The sequence below is a fragment of the Bacillus sp. FSL M8-0256 genome (genome assembly GCF_038005765.1).
GTDB lineage: Bacteria > Bacillota > Bacilli > Bacillales > Bacillaceae > Bacillus > Bacillus safensis.
Map to the genome: position 1 here is coordinate 2602638 of NZ_JBBOTU010000001.1, position 14169 is coordinate 2616806.

Annotated in this window: 18 protein-coding genes and 1 other annotated feature; all 18 genes read right to left on the bottom strand. The window is 42.4% G+C overall.

Features of this window, described 5'->3' with window-relative positions; translation table 11 throughout:
* Positions 1-23: 23 nt before the first annotated feature.
* Complete coding sequence (gene pheA / locus NSQ76_RS13410; RefSeq protein WP_034621117.1) at positions 24-902, bottom strand: prephenate dehydratase; 879 nt, start codon at positions 900-902, stop codon at positions 24-26.
* 18 nt (positions 903-920) lie between these two features.
* Entirely contained in the window at positions 921-1364 is a 444-nt protein-coding gene (locus NSQ76_RS13415; RefSeq protein WP_008342790.1) for an ACT domain-containing protein, read from the bottom strand.
* Between the two features lie 55 nt (positions 1365-1419).
* Complete coding sequence (obgE, locus tag NSQ76_RS13420) at positions 1420-2706, bottom strand: GTPase ObgE (protein ID WP_024423156.1); 1287 nt, start codon at positions 2704-2706, stop codon at positions 1420-1422.
* A gap of 21 nt (positions 2707-2727) precedes the next feature.
* The gene (locus tag NSQ76_RS13425) at positions 2728-3321 is read right to left on the bottom strand and encodes a sporulation initiation phosphotransferase B (RefSeq protein ID WP_024423157.1); all 594 of its coding nucleotides are present in this window, start codon (positions 3319-3321) and stop codon (positions 2728-2730) included.
* A gap of 256 nt (positions 3322-3577) precedes the next feature.
* Positions 3578-3862, bottom strand: a complete 285-nt coding sequence (rpmA, locus tag NSQ76_RS13430) for a 50S ribosomal protein L27 (RefSeq protein WP_003216586.1) — start codon at positions 3860-3862, stop codon at positions 3578-3580.
* A gap of 12 nt (positions 3863-3874) precedes the next feature.
* The gene (locus NSQ76_RS13435; protein WP_034621123.1) at positions 3875-4213 is read right to left on the bottom strand and encodes a ribosomal-processing cysteine protease Prp; all 339 of its coding nucleotides are present in this window, start codon (positions 4211-4213) and stop codon (positions 3875-3877) included.
* A gap of 14 nt (positions 4214-4227) precedes the next feature.
* The gene (rplU, locus tag NSQ76_RS13440) at positions 4228-4536 is read right to left on the bottom strand and encodes a 50S ribosomal protein L21 (RefSeq protein WP_003216781.1); all 309 of its coding nucleotides are present in this window, start codon (positions 4534-4536) and stop codon (positions 4228-4230) included.
* A gap of 12 nt (positions 4537-4548) precedes the next feature.
* Positions 4549-4621: a sequence feature (ribosomal protein L21 leader region), on the bottom strand.
* 66 nt (positions 4622-4687) lie between these two features.
* On the bottom strand, positions 4688-5557 hold the full coding sequence (locus NSQ76_RS13445; protein ID WP_197172637.1) for a M50 family metallopeptidase: 870 nt from the start codon (positions 5555-5557) through the stop codon (positions 4688-4690).
* Positions 5550-6341, bottom strand: coding sequence for a M23 family metallopeptidase (locus NSQ76_RS13450; protein ID WP_024427844.1), 792 nt, complete (start codon positions 6339-6341; stop codon positions 5550-5552). Before NSQ76_RS13450 ends, NSQ76_RS13445 begins: the two co-directional genes overlap by 8 nt.
* Positions 6342-6560: 219 nt before the next feature.
* Complete coding sequence (gene minD, locus NSQ76_RS13455) at positions 6561-7364, bottom strand: septum site-determining protein MinD (RefSeq protein ID WP_017358134.1); 804 nt, start codon at positions 7362-7364, stop codon at positions 6561-6563.
* 2 nt (positions 7365-7366) lie between these two features.
* Complete coding sequence (minC, locus tag NSQ76_RS13460) at positions 7367-8050, bottom strand: septum site-determining protein MinC (RefSeq protein ID WP_024423161.1); 684 nt, start codon at positions 8048-8050, stop codon at positions 7367-7369.
* Positions 8051-8104: 54 nt separating this feature from the next.
* The gene (gene mreD, locus NSQ76_RS13465) at positions 8105-8623 is read right to left on the bottom strand and encodes a rod shape-determining protein MreD (protein WP_197172636.1); all 519 of its coding nucleotides are present in this window, start codon (positions 8621-8623) and stop codon (positions 8105-8107) included.
* Positions 8620-9519 (bottom strand): rod shape-determining protein MreC, encoded by a 900-nt coding sequence (gene mreC, locus NSQ76_RS13470; RefSeq protein WP_024423163.1) that lies wholly within the window; start codon positions 9517-9519, stop codon positions 8620-8622. Before mreC ends, mreD begins: the two co-directional genes overlap by 4 nt.
* Before the next feature lie 27 nt (positions 9520-9546).
* Positions 9547-10566 (bottom strand): rod shape-determining protein, encoded by a 1020-nt coding sequence (locus tag NSQ76_RS13475; RefSeq protein WP_007501538.1) that lies wholly within the window; start codon positions 10564-10566, stop codon positions 9547-9549.
* Between the two features lie 89 nt (positions 10567-10655).
* A complete protein-coding gene (gene radC, locus NSQ76_RS13480; protein WP_029706175.1) occupies positions 10656-11330 on the bottom strand; it encodes a RadC family protein in 675 nt (224 codons plus the stop codon).
* A 47-nt stretch (positions 11331-11377) separates the two neighbouring features.
* Positions 11378-11947: a Maf family protein gene (locus tag NSQ76_RS13485; RefSeq protein ID WP_024423165.1), complete on the bottom strand. Its 570-nt coding sequence runs from the start codon at positions 11945-11947 to the stop codon at positions 11378-11380.
* Positions 11948-12124: 177 nt separating this feature from the next.
* Positions 12125-13141 carry an SPOR domain-containing protein gene (locus NSQ76_RS13490; RefSeq protein WP_327823136.1) on the bottom strand — a complete coding sequence of 339 codons (1017 nt, stop codon included), beginning with the start codon at positions 13139-13141 and terminating at the stop codon, positions 12125-12127.
* Positions 13142-13298: 157 nt separating this feature from the next.
* Positions 13299-14030: a prepilin peptidase gene (locus tag NSQ76_RS13495; protein ID WP_034621130.1), complete on the bottom strand. Its 732-nt coding sequence runs from the start codon at positions 14028-14030 to the stop codon at positions 13299-13301.
* Positions 14031-14169 lie beyond the last annotated feature (139 nt).

The following is a 14169-nucleotide window of genomic DNA, read 5'->3' on the forward strand; positions in this document are numbered from 1 at the left end:
AAAATAGTGTCCTGCACGGGACACTATTTTTCATTCGTTAATTCATATGTTTGATAGCTGCCAAGCAGCTTGACCTCACAGCCAATCGCTTCTAATTCTTGAATCGAACCAGGGACGAGGACATCATCCATTTCTTTTTCAATATCAATAATAAATAAATAATGTCCAAGGCCTGTTTTTGTCGGACGAGATTCAATTTTTGACAAGTTGAGATTCCGCCAAGAAAAAGCAGACAGCACGCGGTGCAATGCGCCTGATTGGTCATCCTTAGGCAGACTGACCACAATGGTCGTTTTTGGCTTTGATGAAAAACCAGAATTCATTGGGAACGATGCGTTAGGATCTTTATGTAAAATCACAAAGCGTGTATGGTTGTGCGGATAATCATGAATGTCTTTTTTTGCAATCGTCAAACCATACGTTTTTGCGGCAATTTCATTGGCAATAGCCCCGACAGCTTCATCTGGATGCTCACTGATGTATTTTGCTGCATAACCAGTTGACTCCACTGGCCGATGAGGAATATGAGGGTACTGCTTTTTCAGAAATTGATGACACTGGGCAATCGCGTGAGGATGCGATTGAATGACATCTAACGTCTCCCAGCTCTCCGCTCTTGATGGGTGGACAAGCAAATGCTGTCGAATTGGTGCTGTCATCTCCCCCACAATGGACAGCGCTTCTTCATGAATTAAATAATCAATCGTTAAGTTCACAGAGCCTTCGAGTGCATTTTCAAGTGGAACGACCGCCAAATCGACTTCGCCTTTTGACACAGCATCCATACATTGCGGAATCGTTGCATAGGCACGCTGCACCGCATCTTTTGGAAAACAAGAGCATACGGCCAAATGAGTAAATGTTGCCTCTGGTCCAAAATAACCTACAGTTAATTGCTTCATCTGCTATGATCTCTCCTTTTACGCCCCAGAACCGAGAATTTCGACTTTTTCGACAAATTCAAGCTTTCTTAATTGATTCATGACGGTGTTGATATCATCTGCCATACCAGCTGTACTAATTGATAAGGTGACATTCGCTCTTCCTTGCAGCGGAATCGTTTGGTGAATGGATAACACATTACAGCCAGAGTCAGCCACAATTTGAAGCAGTCTTGATAAAGCCCCAGACCGATCCTCAAGGTGGAAAAACAATGTGATGATCTGCTCTTTCACCATTGTATAAAATGGAAAAACAGCATCTCGGTATTTATAAAAAGCACTGCGGCTTAAATCCGCTTTTTGAACAGCATCGGCAACTGAATCCGCTTTTTTGCGATCGAGAAGCTTTTTGACTTCAAGCGTTTTTCGCATCGCATCTGGAAGTACATCCTCTCTTACTAAATAGAACGTTTCTTCTTTCACCTGTTTTCTCCCCTTTTAAAAACGGGAGAGCCCATGGTCTGGACCCTCCTTTTGATCAATCAATAAATTCGAATTCAAATTCAAGCAGACGAATGATGTCGCCATCTTTTGCTCCACGCTCACGCAAGGCATCATCGACACCCATTCCGCGCAGCTGTCTAGAGAATCGTTTAACAGATTCATCTCTTGAGAAGTCTGTCATCTTAAACAGACGCTCAAGTGCTTTACCCGTTAAGACAAATGTGCCATCAGGATCTCTAGAAATCTCAAATGGTGCATCGCCTTCATCAAACCTGTACATCACGCGGTTATCCGACAGCTCCTCTTCATTATAGAGCGGGAATTCCGGTGTTGTTTCAAGCTGATTGGCGATTTCAAATAAGAGCTCACGAAGCCCTTCTCTTGTGATCGCACTAATCGGGAACACTTTATAGTCATCCGTTAATTTTTCTTTAAATGCCTCTAGATTGTCAGCTGCATCTGGCATGTCCATTTTGTTCGCAACAATGATTTGCGGACGCTCTGTCAATCTCATATTGTACTGCTCAAGCTCTTCATTAATCGTCACGTAGTCTTCGTATGGGTCACGCCCTTCAAGTCCAGACATATCAATGACATGGACAATGACACGTGTACGCTCAATATGACGTAAAAATTGATGACCTAAGCCAACGCCTTCGTGCGCTCCTTCGATCAGTCCTGGCAGATCCGCCATAACAAAGCTTCGGTTATCGTCTGTTTCAACAACCCCGAGGTTCGGTACAAGCGTTGTAAAATGATAATCCGCAATTTTTGGTTTCGCAGAAGAGACAATCGAGAGCAGCGTTGACTTCCCGACACTTGGGAAACCAACAAGTCCAACATCTGCAAGTACTTTTAATTCTAAGATGACGTCACGTTCTTTACCTGGCTCACCGTTTTCAGACAGCTGTGGTGCAGGGTTTGCTGGTGTTGCGAAGCGTGAATTCCCACGTCCGCCACGTCCGCCTTTGGCAATTACAGCCCGCTGCCCATGCTCTGTCAAGTCAGCTAGTACTTGTTCCGTCTCTGCATCTGTCACAACCGTACCCGGCGGAACTTTGACAATCATTTCTTCCGCATTTCGGCCATGCTGGTTTTTACTCATTCCGTGCTCGCCGCGGTCAGCCTTGAAATGGCGCTTATAACGAAAGTCCATTAACGTTCTAAGTCCTTCGTCTACTTCAAATACAACATCTGCACCATTTCCGCCGTCGCCGCCTGCTGGGCCGCCCTTTGGTACATATTTTTCACGACGGAACGCCACCATACCGTTTCCGCCGTCACCGCCTTTAACATACACTTTAACCTGATCTACAAACATAACTTCCTCCGTTTCTCTGCATCACATATCTCGTTCTTGCCTCAAACAAAGCTCAATCATGGACTCATGAGGCGTCACATGAAATTGCGTTATACTCATACATGGATAGTTTGCGTCATGAAACGCATTTAACGCATCCAAACTTGTTAATTTTCCTTTGAAATCAAAATATAAGATCACATCATTTTCTTCATGATCTGTTTGGAAAGTGACCGTTAAATGATTTTCAGTTTTTTGGCAAACTGATTGATCGAATATCGAAAACAACTCCTGTGATACCGTTAGCAGCTGCGATTCATATGCTGATAAGTCTCGGGTTTCACCAAGCACTTCATATTCTAAGGTGATAAAATGCGACTCCCAATTAAATGTTAGAAAGTAATAGGCCAATTGGGGAATTTTTAAATTTGAGAGTTTGGATTCATGCTGTGCTTCAATGACCATTTCTTCTATAATTTCAAACACGCGGTCATATTTTTCTAATGTCAAGTTGCCTTTGATCAGCTGTAATTTATTCATCCAGTCGTGTCTTGAACGACTGAGCAGATAGATCAATTCATTTGTTAATGCAACGTGAGTTAATTTTTCATTTTCTTTACTTGGTATCTCTTCCATTATCGCACTCCCAATCGTTTGGTCTCTCTTTTAGGAGTCTTATCATCAATATGTCTCCCTGAATTATAACAGAGAAGACAGCATAGAAAAACACTAGTTATGTGAGGAAAGGTTGTTTTTTCTGATCGTATAGGAGAAAATGAGGCAAAGTCAGCAAACGTTCTTTGATATTTATGGAGTGCATCTTCTTTTATCATCTTCGGTACTGCTTGTAAAAAGTGAAAAAACTCCAGTCAATGACCGGAGTTTTTAGCAATTATTGTGCCGCAGGATATACGCTCACTTTTTTACGGTCACGACCGAAACGTTCGAATTTAACTGTTCCGTCGATTTTAGCGAAAAGAGTGTCGTCGCCTCCGCGTCCAACGTTTTCACCTGGATAGATTTTCGTTCCACGTTGACGATAAAGGATAGAACCACCAGTTACGAATTGACCATCAGCACGTTTAGCGCCTAAACGTTTAGACTCAGAGTCACGTCCGTTCTTTGTAGAACCTACCCCTTTTTTAGATGCGAAAAATTGAAGATCTAATCTAAGCATGAAGTTCACCTCCTATTTTTTTGTTGATATTCTCACATAATCGTGATAATCTCGTTCAATTGTCTCTAAGGAAACGACCATGCCTTCTAAAAGCAGCTGGGCTTTTTCAAAGGATACTGGATCTGTATCAGCCGGCAGTTCAAAAGAGAAGTAGCCGCCATCTTCACCAATATCAAGCAGTGGGTCCAATCCTGTCAGTGCAATAATTGAATTGACTGAGCCAAAAACAACAGCAGATACACCTGCACAAACGAGATCCTGACCTTTTTCAGCAAACTCGGCATGTCCAGTCATCTGAAAAGACGTAATGCTTTCATCTGCTGAAGACCGAGTAATGGTTGCTTTGATCATATCACTCACACGCCTTAAGCGTTGATTTTTTCGATAACAACTTTAGTGTAAGGTTGACGATGACCTTGTTTCTTGTGGTTGTTTTTCTTCGGTTTGTACTTGAACACAGTAATTTTCTTACCGCGACCTTGTTTTTCAACTTTAGCCGTTACTGTTGCTCCAGCAACTGAAGGGTTACCCACTTTGACAGTGTCTCCGCCGACAAACAATACGTTTTCGAAAGTTACTGTTTCACCTGCTTCAGCAGCTAGTTTTTCAACATAAACAGTTTGACCTTCTTCAACTTTTACTTGTTTACCACCAGTTTCGATAATTGCGTACATCTCTGCACCTCCTAATAAACTCAGACTCGCCGAATACAGGGGGCCATAGGCACTTTACACCTGCTCCGCGCGGTTGTAGCACGGGTGCTACATATCCATAACATTAAAAAATATATCAAACTAGACGCAGAATGTCAATGTATTTTCACTATTAGTACGGTAAAAGAAGCTCTTCCATTGAGGAGGTGGTTCTGCGATCTGAAAAATACGCATGGAGCAGTTCATTTTCATCAAGCTGGCTCATCTTCACGCCATCTCTTTCAATAATAATCGGATGCTTGCAGCCCCTTTGAAATCGTGCCATCACTTCGTATACTTTTTCCTCTGCACTTGCTCTCAGCGGAATCAGTTTTTCTACCTTCTGCTCTTTTTTACCGTAATACCGTTCTAGTAAGAAGCGAACCCTGACGTAATGCCGCTGCCTGTGTTCCATCACGAGTGAATAAGCTAAAAAAGTAAGCAGCACCCAGCCATTGAATTGCAGCGGTGCAAATAAAAGTAACCCTCCTGTCAATAGACCGAAAAAGACAAGTGAGCCTTTTATTGCTAGGGCATGTGCACGTTGGAAAGGGTAAAAAACAGATAAGAGCAAAAAGAATAATTTTCCGCCATCAAGCGGCCAAACGGGCAAAAGATTCACAAGGAAAATCGCCATATTATAAAAGGTAAACATCGTAAAGACGTCGTGCGAGATAAGAGAAGCCTCCATGAAAAGCCATGCCATGAGCTGGAGCGGTATATGCTGAAGCGGCCCGCACAAAATGACCGCCAGCTCTTCTTTTAACGGACGGTTCCCATGTTCCTCTACTTCCACCGTTCCGCCAAATGGCAGTAAAAAAATCCGCCGAATGCGCCAATGATAATAGCAGGCAGCCGCTGCATGTCCAAGTTCATGGACACAGACAATCACGAGCAGACAAAGCAGCGGCTTGATTTGACCTGACAGAATCGCAAACGCCATCACAATCCACAGCAGCGGATGGATGTGAATTTTCGTCAGCATGAGCAGCCATCTATTCAAAGGTCATCACCTGAATAGGATCGATAAATTGTTCATTTTGCTTAATGGCAAAGTAATACGTGCCCTTCCCTTGATCATCAAGTGAAATCTGGCCAATTTTTTCACCCTTATCGACAAAATCGTATAAGGCCACATCGGCTTTCTTTAATTGACCGTACCAGCTATAGCTGTTATCTGCATGCTGCACTACAACAGTAAGCCCTGTATCGCTTTGCTTTTTCACCTCGACCACGTAGCCTTCCTTCATACTATCAATGGCTTCAGCGGATGTCTCCACTTTGACACCTGCTCCATTTTGCGTAAAGGATTCCTGCACTTTACCAGAGGCAGGAACAGCTAGTTCTTGATTCGCTTGTACGTCCTTTTGGCCATCTTTTTTCTCTGTTAAAAAGGCCAGCGGATGTCCAACTGTTTTTTCAAACCAGCGGTTAGCAGCAGCAAATTGAAAATCTTGCTCAAAAGTCTGAGTAATCATCGGCTTCAGCTGCTGAAACGGACCTGTCTGACCTTTAAATGAAATGGCTGCAATCAAAACAAGGGACGCTGATAATAAGCATTTAAGCACAAAGGTATTCGGGTTAAATAAGGGATGACGATATTTCTTTGGCTGATGGGACGCCGGTTCATAGGAGGTCGAGCCAGAATGCTTTTCTTCCTCTGTCAGCATAACCCATGGCGGGATATCTTCTTTTTTCTTGAAAGCCGTCTTCTTAGGGGGAGCAGCTGGCTGCATCATTTTGCGGCGCTGCGCGATTTTCTTTCGGTACTCGTCCACTCTTTTCATGAGATCACCCTTTACATACAAACAGTTTGTACATTTTATGTGACAACCCCATCTGATATGCAACAAAAAGACCGATTCTCATCGAATCGGCCTCAGCGTGCAGACAAACCCTCGCATTCGGTGTCAGGTCTGCGCTCCGGTACTCACGAATGTCAAATTCGCTTCGCAAAGGTAGCCGTCTTTCCTAGACTGCAAAGGTTTTCTATCACGGTTCAGTGATTATGCTCTTACACCAAAAAATGCTTTGAGCTTTGCAAACATTCCCTTGTTTTCTTCTTCAAAAGATTGAAGCGGAACAGATTCGCCTAGTACCCGGCGGGCAATATTGCGATAGGCAATCGATACTTTATTTTTAGCATCCATAACAATCGGTTCACCATTGTTTGAAGCCTTAATCACATCATCATCATCTGCTACAATGCCAAGTAAATCAATTGATAAATGATGTACCACTTCATCTACATCCATTGAATCGCCATTTTTCGCCATGTGTGTACGAATACGATTGACAATCAAACGAGGCGGTTCGATATCTTCTTGTTCTAACAAACCGATGATTCGGTCCGCATCTCTTACAGCTGAGATTTCAGGCGTCGTCACGACAATGGCCTTGTCTGCACCGGATACAGCATTTTTAAAGCCTTGCTCAATTCCAGCAGGGCAGTCAATAACAACATAATCAAAGTCTTGTTTCAATGATTGAATTAATTCTTTGATCTGTTCCGGCTCTACAGCCGTTTTATCACTTGTTTGAGCAGCAGGTAAAAGATACAAAAGATCCTCGAAACGCTTATCTTTTACAAGCGCTTGATGAATTTTGCATCTTCCTTCTACTACATCGACTAGATCATAAATAATGCGGTTTTCTAGCCCCATCACGACATCCAGATTCCGAAGGCCGATATCGGTATCAACTAGACACACTTTTTTCCCTTGAATTGCTAGTGCTGTGCCTAAGTTTGCAGATGTTGTTGTTTTGCCAACGCCGCCTTTTCCTGAGGTAATCACAATAGCCTCGCCCAATTTCACATTCCTCCCTCAAGCCTTGTCAGATTAGGTCTTATATGAGCCAATTGCTGCAGGCGTTCAATGATCATATTGCCATCTATATCTAAATAAGCACATTCCATTTCATTTCCATCTTCTTTTTGGTCTGGCGCGCGGTTAAAAACTTGTGCGATGCGAAGCTGTGTTGGAATCATATGAGATGCCGCAATAACAGCCTGTTTGTTGCCATTACATCCAGCATGCGCCACACCTTTTAAAGCGCCAAGCACAAAAATATTTCCTCCTGCGCGAATCGTTCCGCCAGGATTGACATCTCCTATTAATAAAAGATCTCCTTCGACATGCAGCACTTGTCCAGAGCGCACAATTTTTGCTACAGAAGTAATTTCAGCCTCTGCTTTTAATCGTCTCGCCTCTTCAGTTGACATGACTTCACTTTCAATGGAGTGGATGACGAGATGTTCGTTTTCAGACACCGCTTCAGTCAAACGCGTCTCCTGATCCTCTGTTAAATACCGAAAACCAAGCTTAATATGCACATTGACCTTATGTCCTTCTCTTCCATCTGTATATTGCTCAAGTAATAGAACCTCTCGCAAGCCGGAAAGAAGGTCATCAAACGAACAGTCATCATTTAACTGTAATGTTAATCCGTTTTTTGTACCTTTTATCGTCACATATTGCTGTTTTTGAGTTTTCAAGATGCTCACCTCAACAACATACTCATTTCGCCGTAATTGGACAAACTCCTGCTTTTATTCGTCGATCAGTCCTTGTTTCACGTGGGTGAAAAAGAGCCTAAACGGCACAACAAGTATGAGAGACGCAGCAGTATTTAAAAGAATCGTTGGAATAAAGCGTTCGATGACATACGTATTAAACGGCATAATCCCTGGTTGAATTGTCGCTTGAACGCCGTATACATAAAACTCCATCACGGAAACAGCAATAATCGACAGAAAGACAACGACTAACATATTCGTTTGCAGAACTTTAAAGGCTTTTGCTAACAAATAGCAAAGCGCCCCAAAGCCAAACATATGAACACCAAGTATGCCTGTATATGAAATATCATATAAAAGTCCAAAGATAAATCCGTAAATCACACCATATTTTTGATTCAGAAAAGCAGTCATAAATACAAGTGCGAGTAAAATGAAATGAGGAGCTAAAATTTGATTCTCTGAAACAAATGGGAGCTTCACTAAATCAACAAAAATGCTGTCAAATACGAAGATAAACAACATGACGAAAGCAAGAAGGACACGTTTCACGAGCCTTCCTCCTTCGTCAATTCAGATGCATCTGCTGTACTTGTGCTGCGATTCACCACAATCACGCGGTCTAAATTGTTGAGTTCAGCCGCTGGTTCTACGTAAATGATCTTTGTCAGGCCGTAATGGTCTGGCTCGATTTCACTTACCTTACCAATCGTTAAGCCTTGCGGGAATACGCCCCCTGCTCCAGATGTTTCAACAAGATCTCCTTTTTTGACATCCCCATCTGCATCGGATTTCAGAATATTCATAGTCAGCATTTTTTTCTTGCTGTCATAACCGTTAATGATTCCATTGAGTTCTTCTTTGCCCTTTTTCGCAAAAATTTTCGTTGAAATTCTATTATTTTGGTCAGTAGAGCTTAGCAATCTTACAGTCGAAGTAAAATTGTTGAGCTTATCACTTTCAATCTTCCCAATTAATGCGCCACTTTCATTTGTGACTGCCATATCTTTTTCCACGCCTTGTTTTTTCCCTTTATCAATCATCACAAAGCTATCCCAAAGAGAAGGATTTCTTGCGATAACAGTTGATAGAATTGGCGTGTAGTCACGAATAGAGTTCACATAGCCAAGCTGTTTGCGAAGCTTTTTGTTCTCATCTTCTAGTTCTTGAAGTTTCGCCTCATATTGAGTTTGTCCATCAAGTTTTTTTCGAAGACGCTCGTTTTCATCATATGTGTTCTTTAAATCTTGTACGTTCCCATAAATACCGGCAATAAATTGTGATGGTTTATGAAAGACACCTTGAAAAAAGCCTGTCGTATCCCCCACTAATTTTTCCGGCCATGAAGCACCTCTGCCGCTTTTCACTGAAAAACCAATCATGGCCACCAGTACGATGACACAGACAAGGAGCAACATTAATCTTTTATTCATAAAAAACTGCGGCATGTCTTACACCTCTTTAATTACGCCCGATTATCGATTATCTTTTGATTTTCCTTTGAACAAATGAATATGTTCTAGTGCTTTCCCTGTCCCGATTGCCACACAGTCAAGCGGGTCTTCTGCAATAATGACTGGCATTTTCGTTTCATCGCTAATGACTTTGTCAAGATTACGCAGTAATGCACCGCCTCCTGTTAAAACAATTCCGCGGTCCATAATATCTGCTGCGAGCTCAGGAGGGGTTTTTTCAAGAGTCATTTTCACTGCATCGACAATTGTTTCCACCGTATCGCGAAGCGCTTTTGCAATCTCTTCTGCCGTAATAGAGATTGTTTTTGGCAGACCTGTTAAAAGGTCACGTCCGCGAATGTCCATCTCATCATGTACGTCAGGCTGCGCAGAACCGATTTCCATTTTAATCGCTTCTGATGTACGATCACCGATCATTAGGTTATACGTTTTACGGATGTAGCTGCTGATCGCATCATCCATCTCATCTCCTGCCACGCGGATTGATTGTGATGTCACAATGCCGCCAAGAGAAATAATCGCTACTTCTGTTGTACCGCCGCCAATATCCACAACCATACTTCCTGTTGGTTCCCATACAGGAAGGTTAGCACCGATTGCCGCAGCAAATGGCTCTTCAATCGGGTATGCGTCACGTGCACCAGCTTGTCTTGTTGCATCAATGACTGCACGCTCTTCTACAGCTGTAATACCAGATGGTACACATACCATGACGTAAGGTTTACGAGCAAAAAGCCCTTTGCCTTTTAATGCTTGATTAATGTAATATTTCATCATTGTTGCTGTCGTCTCGTAATCTGCAATGACTCCGTCTTTCATTGGGCGTAATGCCACAACATTACCAGGTGTACGGCCAATCATGTTTCTAGCATCATTTCCGACTGCCACTATAGACTTCGTATCAGTTTCCAAGGCTACGACCGAAGGTTCTCTCACAACAATGCCTTTTCCTTTAATAAAAACAAGCGTATTCGCTGTGCCAAGATCTATTCCAAGGTCTTTTGTACCAATTCCAAACATATGTATGTATCTTCCTTTCTTAAACCAAAATTCCCTTAGGGAAAAACTCATAAACTCTATTATATCGTAAAACATTGAAAAAAAAAGTGTTACAAATACCCTTTTTCCTTCAAACTCACAAATTTTTGATCACCTATGACAAGATGATCAAGCAGCTGTATTCCAATCAGCTTTCCACATTCAAAAAGTCGCTGTGTGACTTCAATATCTTCCCTGCTCGGCGTCGGATCTCCCGATGGATGGTTGTGCACACATATAAATGAAGCAGCGGACCGTTTAAAGGCCTCTTTGAAAATTTCACGCGGGTGAACGATGGATGAGTTCAAACTGCCAATAAACACGGTATGTTTATGAAGGACTTGATTTTTAGTATTGAGATAAAGACAAACGAAATTTTCCTGTTGTAAAAACCTCATATCTTCCATCACAAAGTTTGCCCCATCCTCTGGTGTGCGGATCACATAGCGGTTGTCCGTCGTTTGATGGTGTAATCTAGTGCCGAGTTCTAAAGCAGCTAAAAGAGAGACCGCCTTCGCCTTTCCAACTCCTCGAATCTTCGACATTTCTTCAATTGAGGCTTCTCTTATCGTGCGAAGACCGCCAAATGTTTGCAGAAGTCTTGCAGAAATTTGAAGAACTGATTCCTTTTTTGTGCCTGTCCTTAAAAGAATCGCAACAAGTTCATGGTTTGACAGACTGCCGGGACCATATTTGATCAATCGTTCTCTCGGCTTTTCATCTTGAGGAAAATGCTTTAGCAACATAGGGAAATCGTTCATGATGCCCACTCCTTTTAGATTCCTTCCTGTCATCAAAAAGGGGTGATTCCAAATGTTTCGAGCACTCTAACTGTTTTGGCAATAGGGAGACCTACAACGGAAAAATAATCACCATCTATTTTTTGAACAAACAGTGCGCCTTTTCCTTGAATGCCATAGCTTCCCGCTTTATCAAGCGGTTCTCCCGTTTCGATATAGCGGTCTATTTCATTTTGCGTAAGTGTCCAAAACGTCACTTCTGTCTGTTCATAAAATGTTTCTTTTCTATTCTCTGACTGAATCGTGACACCCGTCAAGACTTGATGTGTCTTTCCTGACAATAATTGAAGCATTGAGGCCGCTTCTTCCTTGTCTTTTGGTTTCCCAAGACATTTGCCGTCAATTGCAACAATCGTATCTGCACCAATAATCACAGCTTCGGGATATAATCTTTGAATATCACTTGCTTTTTGTTCTGCCAACCATTGGACGTTCTCTGCAGGAGAAAAGTTTCGATTTATTTCTTCTTTTAATTGACTTGCTTGAATGTCATAAGAAAACCCTGCTAGATCAAGCAATTCTTTTCTTCTAGGGGATTGAGATGCGAGAATCAATTGGTTCATGTTTGTTCATCCTTTCAGGGTTTAGCCTAAGAAGTAAGATACCCATTCATCCTATCAAATGTACATCTTACCGACAATTTACGAAAATTCATTTTTCATGTTCCTTCATCATTATGTTGGATGCAAAAGAAAAAAACTAGTCATTTTTTGACTAGTTTGGTTTCTTAAAATATGATTTTACGTATTTAATTGATCAAGCAGTGCCTGCTGAGATTTCCACCCGTTTTCAGCAGTAGGTTCATTTAACAGCTGCACCGCTTTCAGCAAACTGCTTTTAGCTGGTGCGTCCGTTGTTTTGGCACTTTCAAGCTCAGAGATCAGCTGCGCAACGTCCTTTTGATCCACATCATCCCCTGCAATGACCTTAGAGGATAAAACAGATGCCTTTTCTATTAAACTAGTCAGCTCCTCCGGTACTTGAAATGAGAGCTCCTTGCCTCCCCACGCCTCAAAGTGCTGATCAATCAGCTTCTTCCCAACAGCACTTGTCATGCCCTGTTCTGTCGCAAGCCCGGCAATGACATAATAGCCATCATCCATCGAGACCTTTTTCCCCGCATATCCTGCTTCTTTTAAACTGCCAACTAATTCATCTGCTCCTTTTTCAGAGGAAAACTTTCCAGCCTGTACGACATAGGTTGAAAAGCTGCCAGAGGCGCTTTTTTCATCCTTATTCTCTTTTGATTCATCAGCAGTATCTGCTGGCGGCGCATCCCCGCCTGCTTTCATTGATGATTGATTTCCGGACGCTGAAACGCTGATATCTCCCCCTGATGGATTCTGAGAACCATCTTGACTTAAGCTAAGTGCAAACACACCAAGGCCTGTCCCAAGAACCACTGCAAACACAATCGTTGTCATCACTCTCTTAAACGGGCCGCGGTTTTTACCGAACTTCTGGTCAAAGGAGCCTTTTTTCTTTTGATAAGGTGTGACGACCTTTGGGTCAGAATGATAAATATGATCAGCTGCGTCATCCCACTGGAAGTCTTCTTCTTTCGGTTTAGCCGGTTCTTCCTCGGAAGCAGCTGTCTCCTGTTCTGACTGCCTTTTTTCCTCCCAATTCGAAAACGTCACTTGACCATCCTCTTGCTGTTTTGGCGGCTGGTGGTCATCTTCATGAAGCATTTCTTCTTTGCCATTAATATTGACTTTTAACCCTTGTTTTTTTGCCTGCCTTTTTTTCACTGTCATTCCCCGCTTTCTGACATTGTTTGTAAGAAAGACCTTTTTGTCCAATGAATCAGCGCGAATGTAACCCGTCCTTCTTTCTGTTTCACACTTTAACATAGCGGATAAAAAAAAGAACAAGACTTTTGTCGGCACGGAAAAAAAGTGTTCGCCAATTTTTTCAACCGATCGACCCGGCGAACGGGAGCATGACATGAACTCCATAGAGATACAGCCAAAAAGAAAAAGAGATCGCAGGAACAAAGGGAAATGGCTCATCTAATCGAAAAGAAAAAACCTTCGCATAGACGATTCCAGCGATACACGAGAGAAAAAGAATGAGAAGGAATGGCTTGAATCCTAAGCAAAATGCAAGCACACCGAACAGCTTCATATCAGCTCCGCCCATGCTATTTGGCTTGAAACGATCTAAACTATAAAACAAGAGAAAGCAAAAAAGAAGCGAAGCCGCTCCTTCCCACCAAATAAGAAGAGGTTCAAGCGTGCGGTATATGACGAAAAGAGGGAAAAAGAAGAGAAACAGCTCGTTTGGCACCCTCATATAAAGGAGATCGCTCACGACAGCAATCACAAATAAACTACAAAGAATCACAAGAAAAAGACCTTCAAACGAAATACCAGCGATTCTATACATGAGCAAAAAAAGACTGCCTGACAGCAGCTCAATCAGTGGATATAGCATTGGCAGCCGAGTGCCGCAATGTTTACAAGTCCCCCTCAATAATGCATATGAAACTAGCGGAATCATCTCGCGCAAGGAAAGCGGCTGTTTACAGGCTGTGCAGTGAGAACGAGGAAAAAGAATAGACCGCTTCAGTGGCAGCCTTTCACCGACTAGATGAAAGAATGACCCCATGGTGACGCCCGCAAGAAACACAAAAATGCCTATCATATATCGTGACCCCTTCCGAAAATAGAATATCCCGGATTGTACCATAGCGATTCACCTTGAACACCTAATGCAAATGTGATTTCCCCTCTCATTTACATTTCAAAAGAAAAAAGACGCACATTGCATAGAAGAAATTGCG